The organism is Streptomyces sp. NPDC090021 (assembly GCF_044748225.1).
Lineage (GTDB): Bacteria > Actinomycetota > Actinomycetes > Streptomycetales > Streptomycetaceae > Streptomyces.
Window position 1 is genome coordinate 12,332 of the sequence record NZ_JBIVFO010000017.1, and the last position, 16,653, is coordinate 28,984.

The 16,653-nt window shown below is 69.4% G+C and carries 14 protein-coding genes; all 14 read left to right on the plus strand.

Annotation, left to right across the window (positions count from 1 at the left end; genetic code table 11):
- The first annotated feature begins 301 nt into the window (after positions 1 to 301).
- The 14 genes from ACIPXC_RS15660 to ACIPXC_RS15725 all read left to right on the plus strand — a co-directional run bounded on the left by ACIPXC_RS15660 (position 302) and on the right by ACIPXC_RS15725 (position 16,488).
- Positions 302 to 1,954, plus strand: coding sequence for an ABC transporter substrate-binding protein (locus ACIPXC_RS15660; RefSeq protein WP_401617646.1), 1,653 nt, complete (start codon positions 302 to 304; stop codon positions 1,952 to 1,954).
- Positions 1,955 to 2,213: 259 nt separating this feature from the next.
- Entirely contained in the window at positions 2,214 to 3,080 is an 867-nt protein-coding gene (locus ACIPXC_RS15665) for an ABC transporter permease (protein WP_401617933.1), read from the plus strand.
- Positions 3,081 to 3,104: 24 nt separating this feature from the next.
- Positions 3,105 to 4,019 carry an ABC transporter permease gene (locus ACIPXC_RS15670; RefSeq protein ID WP_401617649.1) on the plus strand — a complete coding sequence of 305 codons (915 nt, stop codon included), beginning with the start codon at positions 3,105 to 3,107 and terminating at the stop codon, positions 4,017 to 4,019.
- A gap of 9 nt (positions 4,020 to 4,028) precedes the next feature.
- Complete coding sequence (locus ACIPXC_RS15675) at positions 4,029 to 5,120, plus strand: ABC transporter ATP-binding protein (RefSeq protein WP_364849199.1); 1,092 nt, start codon at positions 4,029 to 4,031, stop codon at positions 5,118 to 5,120.
- Positions 5,113 to 6,165 (plus strand): ABC transporter ATP-binding protein, encoded by a 1,053-nt coding sequence (locus ACIPXC_RS15680; protein ID WP_401617653.1) that lies wholly within the window; start codon positions 5,113 to 5,115, stop codon positions 6,163 to 6,165. The genes ACIPXC_RS15675 and ACIPXC_RS15680 overlap by 8 nt, the downstream gene beginning before the upstream one ends.
- A gap of 300 nt (positions 6,166 to 6,465) precedes the next feature.
- The gene (locus tag ACIPXC_RS15685; protein WP_401617656.1) at positions 6,466 to 8,094 is read left to right on the plus strand and encodes an ABC transporter substrate-binding protein; all 1,629 of its coding nucleotides are present in this window, start codon (positions 6,466 to 6,468) and stop codon (positions 8,092 to 8,094) included.
- An 88-nt stretch (positions 8,095 to 8,182) separates the two neighbouring features.
- The gene (locus ACIPXC_RS15690) at positions 8,183 to 9,106 is read left to right on the plus strand and encodes an ABC transporter permease (protein WP_401617657.1); all 924 of its coding nucleotides are present in this window, start codon (positions 8,183 to 8,185) and stop codon (positions 9,104 to 9,106) included.
- Positions 9,107 to 9,191: 85 nt separating this feature from the next.
- Positions 9,192 to 10,118 (plus strand): ABC transporter permease, encoded by a 927-nt coding sequence (locus tag ACIPXC_RS15695; protein WP_401617659.1) that lies wholly within the window; start codon positions 9,192 to 9,194, stop codon positions 10,116 to 10,118.
- A 12-nt stretch (positions 10,119 to 10,130) separates the two neighbouring features.
- Positions 10,131 to 11,114, plus strand: a complete 984-nt coding sequence (locus ACIPXC_RS15700) for an ABC transporter ATP-binding protein (RefSeq protein ID WP_401617661.1) — start codon at positions 10,131 to 10,133, stop codon at positions 11,112 to 11,114.
- Positions 11,107 to 12,171, plus strand: coding sequence for an ABC transporter ATP-binding protein (locus ACIPXC_RS15705; protein WP_401617663.1), 1,065 nt, complete (start codon positions 11,107 to 11,109; stop codon positions 12,169 to 12,171). The genes ACIPXC_RS15700 and ACIPXC_RS15705 overlap by 8 nt, the downstream gene beginning before the upstream one ends.
- Positions 12,172 to 12,531: 360 nt before the next feature.
- Positions 12,532 to 12,726, plus strand: a complete 195-nt coding sequence (locus tag ACIPXC_RS15710) for a hypothetical protein (RefSeq protein WP_030036986.1) — start codon at positions 12,532 to 12,534, stop codon at positions 12,724 to 12,726.
- Positions 12,727 to 12,988: 262 nt separating this feature from the next.
- On the plus strand, positions 12,989 to 13,885 hold the full coding sequence (gene mshB / locus ACIPXC_RS15715; protein ID WP_401617665.1) for an N-acetyl-1-D-myo-inositol-2-amino-2-deoxy-alpha-D-glucopyranoside deacetylase: 897 nt from the start codon (positions 12,989 to 12,991) through the stop codon (positions 13,883 to 13,885).
- The gene (locus ACIPXC_RS15720) at positions 13,882 to 14,265 is read left to right on the plus strand and encodes a DUF6113 family protein (protein WP_401617668.1); all 384 of its coding nucleotides are present in this window, start codon (positions 13,882 to 13,884) and stop codon (positions 14,263 to 14,265) included. The genes mshB and ACIPXC_RS15720 overlap by 4 nt, the downstream gene beginning before the upstream one ends.
- A 357-nt stretch (positions 14,266 to 14,622) precedes the next feature.
- Complete coding sequence (locus ACIPXC_RS15725; RefSeq protein WP_401617670.1) at positions 14,623 to 16,488, plus strand: hypothetical protein; 1,866 nt, start codon at positions 14,623 to 14,625, stop codon at positions 16,486 to 16,488.
- Positions 16,489 to 16,653 lie beyond the last annotated feature (165 nt).

Below are 16,653 nucleotides of genomic sequence, written 5' to 3' on the forward strand. Positions count from 1 at the left end.
CCGTGACACTCCGGATGATGAGCCAACCGTCCGTTTCGCACGTGTCTGTCTCCTATCCGTTTGTCCGGATTTCGGGTTTCTGCCGCGGATCGATGTTGTGAAAACGAGACCACTTAAGTGTGGTTTACGGACTAGCAGTCCCTGAGGATGGCTCCATTGAGCTCGGGTCAATGGGTCACGCGATGTGGGGATCGCGCCGACTCACGAGCACACTACGGGCAGGAAACCACTCGCCGTCAGGGGTGTCGGCGAGGTTTTCATGCCCCTCAAGTCGATCAGTGGACTCATGAGGAGGAAACCCATGCGCGGTGCCAAGAGCGCCAAGTGGGTCGTGGGCGCGGTTCTCGTCGCCCTGACCGCTACCGCCTGTGGCGGCGGTAGCGACAGCAAGGACAAGGGGAACACCGCCGGCGGCGGCACGTTCCGCCTGGGCAGCACCGAGCCGGACACCATCGACCCGGGGCGCGCCCACGAGTCCACGGGCATCCTGCTCTCCAACGCCCTGTTCACCGGCCTGTACGGGAACACGCCCGACGGTCTGGCCGAGCCGATGCTCGCCGAGTCGGCGACCGCGGACGAGGGCTGCACCTCCTGGACCTTCAAGGTCAAGCCGGACACCAAGTTCTCCAACGGTGAGGTCGTCGACGCCGAGGCATTCGCCCGCGGTTGGGCGCGTTCCGCGCACAAGGCCGCCGCGTCCGACGTGGCGTACCACTTCGCCGGCATCAAGGGCTACGCCGAGCTGCAGGACGGCTCCGCCAAGACCTTCTCCGGTGTCACCACCCCGGACCCGCACACCATCAAGGTCGACCTGTCCAAGGCCGACTGCGAGTTCGTGCTGAAGACGGCGCACACCGCCTACAGCCCGGTCCCGAAGGTCGCCAAGGTCGGCGAAGAGGACAAGGCGTTCGGCGAGGCCCCCATCGGCAACGGTCCGTTCAAGATGGACGGCACCTGGGAGCACAACAAGGCCATCAACCTCGTCCGCAACGACGACTACGGCCTGACGAAGGCGAAGCTGGACAAGGTCCAGGTCACCCTTCTCAACGACAAGACCGCGCACCAGCTCGAGTACGACGGCTTCCAGGCCGGCACCTTCGACTACGCGCACATCCCGACGCCGATGCTGAAGACGGCCGAGGCCAAGTTCAAGCCGCAGAACAAGTGGTTCGCCAAGGACACCAACGGCATGAACTGGGTTCTGCCGATCGGTGACAACGGCCCGACCAACAACAAGGACGCCCGTCTGGCGATCTCCTACGCGATCGACCGCCAGGCCATCGCCAAGGGTGTCTTCCAGGGCTTCCAGACCCCGTCGACGACCATCGTGCCGCCGGCGTTCCCGAAGGCGTACCAGAAGGACCTGTGCACCTCCTGCGTCAAGCAGGACGTCGCCAAGGCCAAGGAGCACGCCGAGAAGGGCGGCCTGAAGCCGGGTACCGAGATCAAGTTCTCCTTCAACACCGGTGCGGGCCACGAAGAGTGGGTCCAGGCCGTCGCGCGTCAGCTTGAGGACGTCCTCGGCCTGAAGGTCAAGCTGGACGGCAAGGACTTCCCGGGTCTGCTCAAGGAGCAGCAGGGCAGCCAGGCCACCGGCCTCTACCGCTTCGCGTGGGGTGCGGACTACCCGACCCCGGAGAACTTCCTGTTCCCGCTGCTGCACTCGACCTCGATGAACAAGGACGCCGAGGGCAACGTGGTCGGTGACAACCGCGCCCGTTACAACAACCCCGAGTTCGACAAGCTGGTCGACACGGCCCGCGCCACCAAGGACGAGGCCGCGCGTATCGCGCTGTACAAGCAGGCCGAGAAGATCGCCATGGACGACATGGCCCTCATCCCGACCTTCAACCGTTCCCAGTTCCGCCTGATGGCGACCGACAAGTTCAACGGTCTGGACGACATCAACTTCAACGAGGACCCGATCCTCGAGAAGATCTCGCTCAAGAAGTAATCGGTTCGGACGGTATATCCGTCAGGAGCGAACGTGCCGCGGCCCCCGGGTGACCGGTGGGCCGCGGCCCCGCTCGGCAGGCCGTTTTCACTTCGGCACCCCTCACATCCGCGGGCAATCCCCGCCGGCCGAGAGCCGGCCCGTTTCCATGGGCCGGAGGCCGCTGCTCCCAGAAGCGGCCAGGTAGAGAGGCACAAACATGGGAAGGTACGTCGCCCGTCGCCTCGGGCAGATGGTCGTAGTCCTCATCGGCGCGACCATGGTTCTGTTCGCTTGTCTTTTCGTTCTCCCCGGTGACCCCGTGGGCTCGATCGCAGGCAGCGACAAGGCTCGTGACCCAGCGGTGGTCGCGGAGCTCAAGGCGCGGTACGGGCTCGACAAGTCGCTGCCCGAGCAGTACGTGAACTACGTGTCGAAGGTCGCGACCGGAGACCTCGGCGAGGACTTCATCCAGCGCCGCGAGGTGTCCGAGATCCTCGGCCCCAAGCTGGCGAACACCGCGAAGCTGGCCCTGCTGGCCATCGCTCTCGTGACGGTGTTCGGTATGGGCGTCGGCATCATCGCCGCCCTGTACAGATACAGCATCTTGGACATGGCCACGACACTCTTTACGACCATGATGGTCGGATTCCCGACCTTCGTGATCGGCATGCTGCTCATGAAGTGGTTCGCGGTCGAACTCCAGTGGTTCCCGCAACTCGGCGGAGACAAGCTCGAAGGCATGGTCCTCCCCGCGGTCACCCTCGCCATCACCGACATCGCGTTCGTCGCCCGCCTCACCCGCGGCACGATGCTGGAGGTGCTGCGCGCGGACTACGTGAAGACCGCCGTGGCCAAGGGACTTCCGCGCCGTCGCGTGCTCTTCAAGCACGTGCTCCGCAACTCGTCCATCCCGGTCGTCACCTACCTGGGCATCTCGTTCGGCGCACTTCTCGGTGGCGCGCTCATCACCGAGGCGATCTTCAACTGGGACGGTGTCGGTCTGGCACTGGTTCAGGCGATCCAGCAGCAGAACAACCCGATCGTGATCGGCGTGGTGACCTACAGCGTCGCCATCTTCGTCGTCCTCAGCCTCATCGTGGACCTGCTGTACGCGGCCCTCGACCCGCGTATCCGCCTCAGCTGACCGCCCCCCAAGGAGGATTTCCTCATGTCTGAGCTCGTCAAGAGCCCGGCGATCGGGGACGAGAGCCCCGTGCCGGCCGCCCCCGAAGCAACCCCCAAGCAGCTCACCCAGTGGGGCGAGATCCGCCACCGCTTCGTCCAGAACAAGCTGGCCGTCGTCGGTCTTGTGATCATCGCCCTGCTGTTCATCACCGCGGTCTTCGGCGACCTGTTCACGCCGTTCGACCCAGGCGCGCAGGACCTGGAGAACACCCTGGCGTCGCCCAACGCCACGCACTGGATGGGCACCGACGCCCTGGGCCGCGACATGTTCTCGCGTCTCATCGCCGGTACCCGCGTGGCCATGTTCGTCGGCCTCGCCTCGATCTTCTTCGCCGTGCTGATAGGTGTCGCCCTCGGCGCCATCGCCGGCTACTTCGCCGGCTTCGCCGACACCCTCGTCATGCGCATCGCGGACGTCTTCCTCGCGTTCCCGCTGATGATCGGCGCCGTCGTCATCATCCTGGTCACCGGCCGCGGCATCACCCCGGTGATCATCTCGCTCGCGGTCTTCTCGTGGGCGACCGTGTCCCGACTGCTGCGCAGCTCGATCCTGTCGGTGCGCGAGATGGACTACGTCCACGCGGCCAAGGCGCTCGGCGCCAGCGGCGGCCGGATCGTCCGCACGCACATCCTGCCCAACTCGCTGACCCCCGTCCTGGTCTACGCGACCTTCAACGTCGGTACCACCATCATCGGCGTCGCCGCCCTCTCCTTCCTCGGCGCCGGTGTCCCGGTCGACGTCCCGGAGTGGGGCAACATGCTGGCGGCCGGTCAGCCCTTCATCGGCGTCCACGACTACCTGTGGCTCTACCCGAGCCTCTTCGTCGTCGTCACCGTGCTCGGCTTCGCCTTCGTCGGCGACGGCCTGCGCGACGCGCTCGACCCGAAGCTGCGGTAGGGCCGCCCGATGCTCCGAGACAACATCAGCAAGCAGGACGAAGGTGGCGGCGTGACGACGTCGGAGATTCTCAGCGTTGCGGAGACGGGCGGCGGGTCCGCCGTGCCGCTGCTGGAGGTGGACAACCTCCAGGTCGAGTTCAAGACCCGTGACGGGGTCGCCAAGGCCGTCAACGGCGTGAGCTACAGCGTCAGCGCCGGCGAGACCCTCGCCGTGCTCGGCGAGTCCGGCTCCGGTAAGTCCGTGACCGCCCAGGCGATCATGGGCATCCTGGACAGCCCGCCCGGACGGGTCGCCGGCGGCGAGGTGCGCTTCCACGGCCGGGACATCCTCAAGATGTCCGACGAGGAGCGCCGCAAGCTCCGCGGCGACAAGATGGCGATGATCTTCCAGGACGCGCTGTCCTCCCTGAACCCGGTCTACTCGGTGGGCGACCAGCTCGGCGAGATGTTCCGCGTCCACCGCGGCATGTCCAAGAAGGACTCGAAGGCCAAGGCCATCGAGCTCATGGACCGCGTGAAGATCCCCGCGGCCAAGGCGCGCGTGGGCGACTACCCGCACCAGTTCTCCGGCGGTATGCGCCAGCGCATCATGATCGCCATGGCGCTGGCCCTGGAGCCGGACCTGATCATCGCCGACGAGCCCACGACGGCTCTCGACGTGACCGTCCAGGCCCAGGTCATGGACCTGCTCGCGGAGCTCCAGCGCGAGATGAACATGGGTCTGATCCTGATCACCCACGACCTCGGCGTGGTCGCCGACGTCGCGGACAAGATCGCGGTCATGTACGCGGGCCGGATCGTCGAGACCGCTCCGGTCCACGAGATCTACAAGCGCCCCTCGCACCCGTACACCCGTGGCCTGCTGGACTCGATCCCGCGCCTGGACCAGAAGGGCCAGGAGCTGTACGCGATCAAGGGCCTGCCGCCCAACCTGCTCCGCATCCCGACGGGCTGTGCCTTCAGCCCCCGGTGCCCCAAGGCGCAGGACATCTGCCGTACGGAGATCCCGGTCCTGCACCCGGTCACCGAGCTGGACGGCACCGAACTGCCCGGCCGCGGGAGCGCGTGCCACTTCTGGAAGGACCAGATCCATGGCTGAGCTCAGCAAGAACACCACCGAGCGCGAGCCGATCCTCCAGGTCCGCAACCTGGTCAAGCACTTCCCGCTGACCCAGGGCATCCTGTTCAAGAAGCAGGTCGGTGCGGTCAAGGCCGTCGACGGAGTGTCCTTCGACCTGTACCAGGGCGAGACCCTCGGCATCGTCGGCGAGTCCGGCTGTGGCAAGTCCACGGTCGCCAAGCTCCTGATGAACCTGGAGCGCGCCACCGCCGGCGAGGTCTTCTACAAGGGCCAGGACATCACCAAGCTGTCGGGGCGTGCGCTGAAGGCCGTCCGCCGCAACATCCAGATGGTGTTCCAGGACCCGTACACCTCGCTGAACCCGCGCATGACGGTCGGCGACATCATCGGGGAGACCTTCGAGATCCACCCCGAGGTGGCCCCGAAGGGCGACCGGCGCCGCAAGGTCCAGGAGCTCCTGGACGTTGTGGGCCTGAACCCGGAGTACATCAACCGCTACCCGCACCAGTTCTCCGGCGGCCAGCGCCAGCGCATCGGCATCGCCCGCGGCCTCGCGCTCAACCCGGAGATCATCATCTGCGACGAGCCGGTCTCCGCGCTCGACGTGTCGGTGCAGGCGCAGGTCATCAACCTGATGGAGAAGCTGCAGGACGAGTTCAACCTGTCCTACATCTTCATCGCGCACGACCTCTCGATCGTCCGGCACATCTCCGACCGGGTCGGCGTCATGTACCTCGGCAAGATGGCCGAGATCGGCACCGACGCGCAGATCTACGACCACCCGACGCACCCCTACACCCAGGCGCTGCTGTCGGCGGTCCCGGTCCCGGACCCCGAGGTCCGCGAGTCCCGCGAGCGCATCATCCTCACCGGCGACGTCCCGTCCCCGGCCAACCCGCCGTCGGGCTGCCGCTTCCGCACCCGCTGCTGGAAGGTCCAGGACAAGTGCTCCACCGAGGAGCCGCTGCTGGCGATCCCGGAGCGCTTCAAGGGCCAGGACACCCTGGCCGCGCACGAATCCGCGTGCCACTTCGCGGAGGAGAAGGCCATCCTGGCCGTCTGACGTGCGCGCTCTGCCCGACGGCCGGTCCCCGGCGCCCCACGGCGCCGGGGACCGGCCCTTTTGCGTGCGCCGGGCCGCCCCCGCCGCCGGCCGTGCACCCCCAGGGGTGACAGGGGCGCAACGCGCGGGTGCAATCGGTCCAGCCTGTAGTGCGCAAGCCCACATATGGGGTGACATTGGGCGATACGCTGTGACCCTGCCTGTGGGCAGCGGTCAGGGCTTGGCCGTCACGAGGCTCCATGGAGCCGAGTGAGAAGTCCCCCGGATCCGTCCGGGGGAAGGAGTCACAGGAGGCACTCCATGCGCGGAGCCACCCACGCCCAGTGGGCCGCATGTGCGGTGGCCGTCACCCTCGCGGCGACGGCCTGCGGCGGCGGCAGCGACAGCGGCGGAGGCGGCGAGGCGGGCATCATCAGCTCCTCGTGGGGCGACCCGCAGAACCCGCTGGAGCCCGCCAACACCAACGAGGTGCAGGGCGGCAAGGTCCTCGACATGCTCTTCCGCGGCCTCAAGCGCTACGACCCCGAGACCGGCGAGGCCAAGAACATGCTCGCCGAGTCCATCGAGACGACCGACAGCCGGAACTTCACCATCACACTCAAGGACGGCTGGAAGTTCAGCAACGACGAGCCGGTCACCGCGCAGTCCTTCGTGGACGCCTGGAACTACGGCGCGGACGTGCGCAACAAGCAGAACAACGCGCCGTTCTTCTCCGACATCGTCGGCTACGACGATGTGCACCCGGCGTCCGGGGAACCCAGGGCGAAGACGATGTCCGGACTCGTGGTCAAGGATCCCAAGACCTTCACCGTCGCCCTCAAGGACACGTTCTCCACCTGGCCGGAGACCCTGGGCTACCAGGCGTTCTCCCCGCTGCCGAAGTCCTTCTTCACCGACCACAGCGGCTGGCTGGACAAGCCCGTCGGCAACGGCCCGTACACGGTGGACTCGTACAGCAAGGGCACCGCGATGAAGCTGCGCAAGTGGGACGCGTACCCCGGTGAGGACAAGGCGCAGAACGGCGGCGTGGACCTGAAGGTCTACACCGACAACAACACCGCCTACACCGACCTGATCTCCGGCAACCTCGATCTCGTCGACGACGTCCCGGCGCAGCAGCTGAAGAACGTCAAGAACGACCTCGGCGACCGGTACATCAACCAGCCGGCCCTGATCATCCAGACCCTCACCTTCCCGCTGTACGACCCGCAGTGGAGCGAGCCGGGCATGGAGAAGGTCCGCCAGGGCATCTCGCGGGCCATCAACCGCGACGAGATCACCAAGCAGATCTTCCGGGAGACCCGGACGCCCGCCAAGGACTGGACCTCGCCCGCGCTCGGTGAGAAGGGCGGCTTCTCCGCCACGGTCTGCGGCGACGCCTGCGTCTACGACCCGGCCGAGGCGAAGAAGCTGATCCAGGAGGGCGGCGGGCTGCCCGGCGGCAAGGTCACGCTGACCTCCAACGTGGACACCGGCTCGCACCGCGACTGGATGGACGCCGTCTGCAACAGCGTCAACAACGCGCTGGGGGAGGGACCGGTCTGCACGGTCAACCCGGTCGGCACCTTCGCCGACTTCCGCAACCAGCAGAGCAGTTACAAGCTGACCGGCCCCTTCCGCTCCGGCTGGCAGGCCGACTACCCGCTGATCCAGAACTTCCTGCAGCCGCTCTACTACACCGGCGCCTCCTCCAACTACGGGAAGTTCAGCAACAAGCAGTTCGACGACCTCGTCGACCAGGCGAACCGGGAGAGCGACCCGGCCAAGGCGATCGCCGGCTTCCAGGAGTCGGAGAAGATCCTCGCCGAGCAGATGCCGTCCATCCCGCTCTGGTACCAGAACGGCAGCGCCGGCTACTCCGAACGCCTGGAGGACGTGGCCCTCAACCAGTTCAGCGTCCCGGTCTACGACCGGATCAAGGTGATCTGACCCCCACCCGGATCCCGGCCCCCCGCGGGGCGGCCCCCCACCCGGCGGGGGGCCGCCCGCCGCGCCCGCCCACAGCATGGAGCACTCCATGGGACGTTATGTGATCCGGCGGCTGCTCCAGATGATCCCGGTGTTCATCGGCAGCACGTTCCTGATCTTCTTCATGGTGTACGCGCTCGGTGACCCGGTCGCGGCCCTCTTCGGTGACAAGGCCCCCGACCCCGCCACCGCCGCCCGCATCCGCAAGGACCTCTACCTCGACCAGCCCCTGTGGAAGCAGTACCTCCACTACATGGGGCAGATCTTCCAGGGCGACTTCGGCACCGCCTTCAACGGACAGTCCGTCACCGAGCTGATGGCCAGCGCCTTCCCCGTCACCCTGCGCCTGACCCTGGTCGCGATCTTCTTCGAGATCGTCATCGGCATCACCCTCGGCGTGATCAGCGGCCTGCGCCGCGGCCGGACCGTCGACACCACGGTGCTGGTGATGACCCTCGTGGTCATCTCCGTGCCCACCTTCGTGACGGGCTACCTCCTGCAGTACCTCTTCGGCGTCAAATGGGGCTGGGTCAAGCCCACCGTCTCCGCGGACGCACCGCTGAACGAGCTGATCCTGCCCGGCATCGTCCTCGCGCTGGTCTCCCTCGCCTACGTCACGCGCCTGTCCCGCACCTCCATCGCCGAGAACGTCAAGGCCGACTACGTCCGCACCGCCACCGCCAAGGGCCTGCCGCGCAGCAGGGTCGTCACCCGCCACCTGCTGCGCAACTCCCTGATCCCGGTGGTCACCTTCATCGGGACCGACATCGGCGCCCTGATGGGCGGCGCCATCGTCACCGAGCGGATCTTCAACATCCACGGTGTCGGCTACCAGCTCTACCAGGGCATCCTGCGCAACAACTCGCCCACGGTCGTCGGCTTCGTGACCATCCTCGTCATCGTCTTCCTGCTGGCGAACCTGCTCGTCGACCTGCTCTACGCGGTCCTGGACCCGAGGATCCGTTATGCCTGATCCCGAGCGCCCCGAACCCGCCGGCTACGACCCGGTGGGCCCCCGCCCGAAGGAGGCGGTCTCACCCACGGGCCAAGGGGGACCCATGGATCTGGCACTGGACGAGGCCGAGAGCGTCGAGGGCATCGAGAAGACCGCCGGACCGGGCGCCTCCGGCCCCCGGGAGCGGGCCCGTTCCCTGTGGTCCGACGCCTGGCACCAGCTGCGGCGCAACCCCGTCTTCATCGTCTCCGCGGCCCTGATCCTCTTCCTCGTCCTCATCTCGATCTGGCCGCAGCTCATCGCGAGCGGCGACCCCCTGCAGTGCGACCTCTCCAAGTCCCAGCAGGGCTCCGCCCCCGGCCACCCCTTCGGCTACGACACCCAGGGCTGCGACGTCTACACCCGCACCGTCTACGGGGCCCGCGCCTCCATCACCGTGGGCGTCTGCGCCACCCTCGGTGCCGCCCTGCTCGGCTCAGCCCTCGGCGGCCTCGCCGGCTTCTTCGGCGGCTGGGGCGACTCCCTGCTCTCCCGGGTCGCCGACATCTTCTTCGGCATCCCCGTCGTCCTCGGCGGCCTGGTCTTCCTGTCGGTCGTCACCAGCACCACCGTCTGGCCCGTGGTCGGGTTCATCGTGCTGCTGGGCTGGCCGCAGATCGCCCGCATCGCCCGCGGCTCGGTGATCACCGCCAAACAGAACGACTACGTCCAGGCCGCCAGGGCCCTGGGCGCCGGCAACGCCCGGATGCTGCTGCGGCACGTGGCGCCCAACGCCGTCGCCCCCGTCATCGTCGTCGCCACGATCGCGCTCGGCACGTACATCGCCCTGGAGGCGACCTTGTCCTTCCTCGGCGTCGGCCTGCGCCCGCCCACGGTCTCCTGGGGCATCGACATCTCCAACGCCGCCTCGCAGATCCGCAACGCCCCGCACATGCTGCTCTGGCCGGCCGGCGCGCTGAGCATCACGGTGCTCGCCTTCATCATGCTCGGCGACGCGGTACGCGACGCCCTCGACCCCAAGCTGCGCTGAGGAGCCCCGCACATGCTGCTCGAAGTCCGCGACCTGCACGTGGAATTCAAGACGCGCGACGGCGTCGCGAAGGCGGTCAACGGGGTCGACTACTCGGTGGACGAGGGCGAGACCCTGGCCGTGCTCGGCGAGTCCGGCTCCGGCAAGTCGGTGACCGCCCAGGCCGTGATGGGGATCCTGGACGTGCCGCCGGGCCGGATCGCCGGCGGCGAGATCCTCTTCAAGGGCCGTGACCTGCTGAAGATGAAGGAGGACGAGCGGCGCAGGATCCGCGGCGCCGACATGGCGATGATCTTCCAGGACGCGCTGTCCTCCCTGAACCCGGTGCTGACCGTCGGCAAGCAGCTCGGCGAGATGTACGAGGTCCACCGCGGGATGTCGCGCAAGGACGCCCGGGCCAAGGCCGTCGAGCTGATGGACCGGGTGCGGATCCCGGCGGCGAAGCAGCGGGTGGGGGACTACCCGCACCAGTTCTCCGGCGGTATGCGCCAGCGCATCATGATCGCCATGGCGCTGGCCCTGGAGCCGGACCTGATCATCGCCGACGAGCCCACGACGGCTCTCGACGTGACCGTCCAGGCCCAGGTCATGGACCTGCTCGCGGAACTCCAGCGCGAGATGAACATGGGTCTGATCCTGATCACCCACGACCTCGGCGTGGTCGCCGACGTCGCGGACAAGATCGCGGTCATGTACGCGGGCCGGATCGTCGAGACCGCTCCGGTCCACGAGATCTACAAGGCGCCCGCGCACCCGTACACGCGCGGCCTGCTGGACTCGATCCCGCGCCTGGACCAGAAGGGCCAGGAGCTGTACGCGATCAAGGGCCTGCCGCCCAACCTGCTCCGCATCCCGCCCGGCTGCGCCTTCAACCCGCGCTGCCCGATGGCGCAGGAGGTCTGCCGCAGCGACGTCCCGCCCCTGTACCCGGTGACGGAGTCGCCCGTGGCGCGGGCCAGCGCCTGTCACTTCTGGAAGGAGTGCCTCCGTGGCTGAGTCCCTTCTTGAGGTGAAGGACCTGGTCAAGCACTACCCGCTGACCCAGGGCATCCTGTTCAGGAAGCAGGTCGGTGCGGTCAAGGCCGTCGACGGGGTCTCCTTCGGGCTGCGCGCCGGCGAGACCCTGGGCATCGTCGGCGAGTCCGGCTGCGGCAAGTCCACCGTGGCCAGGATGCTGGTCAACCTGGAACGGCCGACAGCGGGTTCCATCGCGTACAAGGGCGAGGACATCAGCCGGCTGTCGGGGCGCGCGCTGAAGGCCGTCCGCCGCAACATCCAGATGGTGTTCCAGGACCCGTACACCTCGCTGAACCCGCGCATGACGGTCGGCGACATCATCGGGGAGCCGTACGAGATCCACCCCGAGGTGGCCCCGAAGGGCGACCGGCGCCGCAAGGTCCAGGAGCTCCTGGACGTCGTGGGCCTGAACCCGGAGTACATCAACCGCTATCCGCACCAGTTCTCCGGGGGCCAGCGCCAGCGCATCGGCATCGCCCGCGGCCTGGCCCTCCAGCCCGAGATCATCGTCGCCGACGAGCCGGTCTCCGCGCTGGACGTCTCCGTCCAGGCGCAGGTCGTCAACCTGCTGGAGAAGCTGCAGGACGAGTTCGGCCTGTCCTACGTCTTCATCGCGCACGACCTCTCGATCGTGCGGCACATCTCCGACCGCGTCGGCGTCATGTACCTCGGCCGGATCGTCGAGATCGGCACCGACGCCGAGATCTACGAGCACCCGACCCATCCGTACACGCAGGCGCTGCTTTCGGCCGTGCCGGTGCCCGACCCGCAGGCGCGCGCCCACCGCGAGCGGATCATCCTCTCCGGCGACGTCCCGTCCCCGGCCAACCCGCCGTCGGGCTGCCGCTTCCGCACCCGCTGCTGGAAGGCCCAGGAGCGCTGCACGACGGAGGTCCCGCTGCTCGCGGTCCCGGAGGCGTTCGCCTCCGGTCCGGCGGCGCATCCCTCGGCGTGTCACTTCGCGGCGGAGAAGCGGGTGGTCCCGCAGGTGCCGCCGGAGGAGGGCGGGCGGACGGTCGGGAAGGACACCGGCTGAGACGATCCCCACGCCGACCGATCATTTCCGGCCACCCCTGGTGTGCCGACTGCAGGGGTGGGCATCGAATCCCAACTCGGTTTACCTGCGGGCAACTTGACCGTTTCTGCCCCGAGATCTGGGGCAGGCAGCCTGGGTGCCGTGCGGCCGTGCGGGTGCCGACAGCCGGCCGGGGGGCGTAAACGCCCCCCGGCCGGCCTGCGTGTGACCCCGCCCGTGCGCGGCATGCGCCCCTTGTGCTGCCGGATTTCGATCGATGCGCTGGCACGGATAGTTATGATCCGTAGCGCACGGTGGGTATGACTCTCGCCGAGCACGAATACGCGTACCGATGTCCGCTCGACGTGGAGGTGAAACGCCGTGGCACTCTCGATCTCTGCCGTGGTGCTGCTGGCGATCATCGTCTTCCTGCTGGTCCGCCGGGCGGGCCTGAAGGCGGGACACGCGGTGGTCTGTGTGCTCCTCGGCTTCTACCTGGCGAGTTCCACCATCGCCCCGACGCTCAGCCAGCTCACCTCGAACGTGGCGAGCATGATCAGCGGCATCAAGTTCTAGGGCGTGTTTCGAAAGTAGCGCCGTCCGCCCGGAGGGCGGGCCCCGCGGCGTCTGGTGCGTGCGATCGCAAGGCGGAGGGTCGTCCTCGTACTGGGCGTACGTGGAAGATCCCGACAACGCGGCGAGCGTGCGTACCAGGCGTCGTGGGGCAGGCGGGACTTTCGAAACACGCCCTACGCGGCGTCCCGGTCGCCGCCGCCGGGGCCCGCCGGGCGGGGCGGGCAGGCCGGGACCGACGCGGGACACCCCCTACGCTAGGCCCATGAACGGTCTTCCCGCCCGTCGTCTGCTCTTCGTGCACGCGCACCCCGACGACGAGTCGATCAACAACGGCGTCACCATGGCCAAGTACGCGGCCCAGGGTGCCCACGTCGCGCTGGTGACCTGCACCCTGGGCGAGGAGGGCGAGGTCATCCCGCCCGCGCTCGCCCACCTGACGGCCGACCACGACGACACCCTCGGCACGCACCGGATCGGCGAACTCGCCGCCGCCATGGCCGAACTGGGCGTTCACGACCACCGGTTCCTCGGCGGTCCCGGCCGCTTCCGCGACTCCGGGATGATGGGCGCCCCGCAGAACCGCCGCCCGGAGGCCTTCTGGTCCGCCGACGTGGACGAGGCCGCCGCGTACCTCGTGGAGGTGATCCGCGAGCTGCGCCCGCAGGTGCTCGTCACCTACGACCCCGACGGCGGCTACGGCCACCCGGACCACATCCAGGCCCACCGGGTCGCCATGCGCGCCGCCGAACTGGCCGCGGAGACCGCCTACCGGCGCGACCTGGGCGACCCGCACACGATCGGGAAGATCTACTGGAACCGCGTGCCCCTCTCGGTGGTCGAGGAGGGCTTCGCCCGGCTGGGCGCCGCCCGGACCGAGGTGCCCTTCCCCGGACTGGCCTCACCGCGCGACGTCCCCGGCGTCGTCGACGACGAGCGGATCACCGCCGAGATCGACGCCGACGAGGCCCTGGTGGCGGCCAAGACGGCCGCCATGCGGGCCCACGCCACCCAGATCGCCGTGGACGGACCCTTCTTCGCGCTCTCCAACGACCTGGCGCAGCCGCTGTTCGCGCGCGAGTACTACGAACTGGTCGAGGGCCGCCCGGGCGCGGCGGCGGGCGAGCGCGAACACGACCTCTTCGCGGGGGTGGAGGCGTGACCGGCGCGCCGACGGCCGGCCGGATCGCCGGCTGCCTGGGCCTGCTGGTGCTGGGCGTACTGACCGGCCTGGCCGGCTGGCTGGTCGTGGACCTGTGGTTCCCCGGCGGGCTGCTGCTCGCGCTGCTGGCCCTCCTCGGACTGTTCCTCGGCGGCCGGCTCGCCCTCGGCACCGGTCTCGGGGTGGGCGGCGGGGCCGTCGGCTGGTTCCTCGCCTACGTGGTGCTCGGTGTCCCGCGTCCCGAGGGGGACTTCCTGCTCAGTTCGTCCGGAATCGGCATGTACGCCTACCTTTTGGGTGGGACGGTGCTGGCTGTGATGTGTGCCACGATCAGCCTTCCGGTGGATCGGCCGGTTTCGGCCGCACGCTCCGTCAAGTGACGTGGTGTCGGACCTCGTAGGGAGTGCGGCCGAGCTGTGCGGGCGGGGCCCGTACGGCGCTTCGGGGTGGTTCGGCGGGCCTCGTGAGGAACCCCTGATCCTTGGCAGTCAGTTGCGTGCGGGCGGCGGCCAGTATGGTGGACGGGCCGCCGAGCTGCCCGCGCACGGTATGACGGGCGGCGGAGCCAACCGGGAGAACCTGCCTTGAGTCGTGAAACCGACAGTTCGTCCTCCGGGCCCCAGGGGCCCGCTGGAGCCGCCTACCCCTCGGGTACGCCGCCGTACGGAACCGGCCAGTACCCGTCCACGACTGTGCCACCCGGGCCTGGCGCGGCGACCGCCCCGGAGGAGAACCCTGTGACCTCGAATCCGTCCACGCCCGAATCCGACGGGCCCAAGACCGAGACCACCCTGACGACCCGGATCCGGATCAACATCCCGGGCTCGCGGCCGATCCCGCCGGTGGTCGTGCGCAAGTCGATGGGCACCAACTCCGGTTCCTCCTCCGACGGGCCGCAGACCCCGCCGGAGCCGGAGCAGGGACCCGGGCAGCAGGACAGGCCCCCGCTCGCGCAGCGTCCGGGGCCCCGGCCGACCCGTGTCGAGGCCGCGCCGGACCCGGCCCCGACGCAGGCGCAGGCTGAGGAGCCGGCCGCCAGCAACTGGTTCGCACCGCGCAAGCCGCCCGCCGCTGCGCCCGCGCCCGCGGCGCCCGCCGCCGCGCAGATGCCGCCGGCCGCCCCGGCGCCGCCGCTCGCCAAGCGGGTGCCCGGCGCGACACAGACCCCGCCGCCGCCCGCCGCCGCGTACCCGCCGCACGTCCAGGCCCCGCCCGCGCCGGGCGCCGGGTACGCCCCGCCGGCGCAGGACGCCGCGTACGCGCCGCCGCGCACCCCGCCGCCGCCCGTCGCCGACTACGGCACGGGCTACGCCCAGCCGCAGCCGCCCGCCCCGGCGGCCCCGATGCCCGGTGGCCCCGGCGTCGGAGCGCCCCAGGGCTTCCCGGCGTACGGCGCCGGCCCCGGCGACGGCGGCCCGACCACCGAGGCGTTCCCCGTCTACGACAGCCACGCCGACGCTCCCGCCGGGCCCACCGGCGGCCCCGGCTTCGGCTCCGGCCCCACCACGGGCGGTCCGGCGGGCGCGAGCTGGCCCGGGCCCGACCTGGACGGCCCGCTGCCCGACCCGGTACCGGCGCCCGCGCCGGCCGGCCCCCTTCCCACGCCGCCCGCGGACAGGCAGGCCGGGGCCAAGGCCTCCGCCCAGCCCGCCAAGCCCGCCAAGAAGGGCCGCTCCAAGCTGGTTCTGGTCGGCGGCGGCATCGTGGCGCTCATCGGTGTGGCCTACGGCGCCGGGCTGCTCCTGAACCACTCCGACGTCCCCAAGGGCACCACCGTCCTCGGCGTCGACATCAGCGGCAGCCGCGAGGAGGCCGCCGCGAAGCTGCAGACGGCCTTCGGCACCCGGGCCGCGGCCCCGATCCAGCTGAGCGTCGGCGGCAAGCCGGTCGAGCTGAAGCCCGACAAGGCCGGCCTGACCCTGGACGCCCAGACCACGGTCCGCAACGCGGCCGGCAGCGACTACAACCCCATCACGGTCATCGGCTCGCTCCTCGGCAACGAGCGGGTCGCCGAGGCTGTGATGCCCGTCGACGAGGAGAAGCTCCAGGTCGCACTGCAGGAACTCGCGGGCACCGCGGGCTCCGTCACCGAGGGCACGATCACGTTCGAGGGCGGCAAGGCCGTCGCCGTCCCCGGCAAGGCGGGCACCGGCCTGGACGTGGACAGCTCCGTAGACCTCGTCACGAAGGCCTTCCGCGACCAGGTCGGCACCGGCAAGGCGGCCGTCGTGGAGCTGCCGACCGCCACCAGGGAACCGGTCGTGGGCCAGGCCGAACTGGACCGTGCGATGAAGGAGTTCGCCGAGCCCGCGATGTCCGCCAACGCCACCGTCAAGGCGGGTGCCAAGTCCATCGCGTTCGGCAAGCTGTCGCTGCCCAAGATCCTCAGCATGCAGGCCGTGGACGGTCGCCTCACCGAGAAGTTCGACCTGGAGGCGCTCAAGGAGACCTACGGGAACACCTTCGACGGCGTCTTGATCACCCGCGGCACCGGTGCGAAGACGGCGGTCACCCCGCAGGACGTCGCCGGCGCGCTCGGCAAGGCCCTGCGTGGCAGGACCCCGGCCGAGCGGACCGTGGTCATCGAGACCGACCCGAGCTGACGCACGGCACCACGAAGCCCCTGCCCGGGTCGTCTCCGGGCGGGGGTAACCGTCATGCCCGCCGCGGCCGGTCGGCCCGTTCCGGCGGTGCCGGGGGCCGGAACGCGCGGCAGTGGTGCGTTCGGCGCCCTGCGGGGAGCGCCCCGACACACGCACCCGGCCCCG

Coding starts and splice junctions, on each gene's coding strand:
- ACIPXC_RS15670 (WP_401617649.1), top strand. CDS start 3,105: ATGTCTGAGCTCGTCAAGAGCCCGGCGATCGGGGACGAGAGCCCCGTG.
- ACIPXC_RS15675 (WP_364849199.1), top strand. CDS start 4,029: ATGCTCCGAGACAACATCAGCAAGCAGGACGAAGGTGGCGGCGTGACG.
- ACIPXC_RS15690 (WP_401617657.1), top strand. CDS start 8,183: ATGGGACGTTATGTGATCCGGCGGCTGCTCCAGATGATCCCGGTGTTC.
- ACIPXC_RS15700 (WP_401617661.1), top strand. CDS start 10,131: ATGCTGCTCGAAGTCCGCGACCTGCACGTGGAATTCAAGACGCGCGAC.
- ACIPXC_RS15680 (WP_401617653.1), top strand. CDS start 5,113: ATGGCTGAGCTCAGCAAGAACACCACCGAGCGCGAGCCGATCCTCCAG.
- mshB (WP_401617665.1), top strand. CDS start 12,989: ATGAACGGTCTTCCCGCCCGTCGTCTGCTCTTCGTGCACGCGCACCCC.
- ACIPXC_RS15695 (WP_401617659.1), top strand. CDS start 9,192: ATGGATCTGGCACTGGACGAGGCCGAGAGCGTCGAGGGCATCGAGAAG.
- ACIPXC_RS15660 (WP_401617646.1), top strand. CDS start 302: ATGCGCGGTGCCAAGAGCGCCAAGTGGGTCGTGGGCGCGGTTCTCGTC.
- ACIPXC_RS15685 (WP_401617656.1), top strand. CDS start 6,466: ATGCGCGGAGCCACCCACGCCCAGTGGGCCGCATGTGCGGTGGCCGTC.
- ACIPXC_RS15665 (WP_401617933.1), top strand. CDS start 2,214: ATGGTTCTGTTCGCTTGTCTTTTCGTTCTCCCCGGTGACCCCGTGGGC.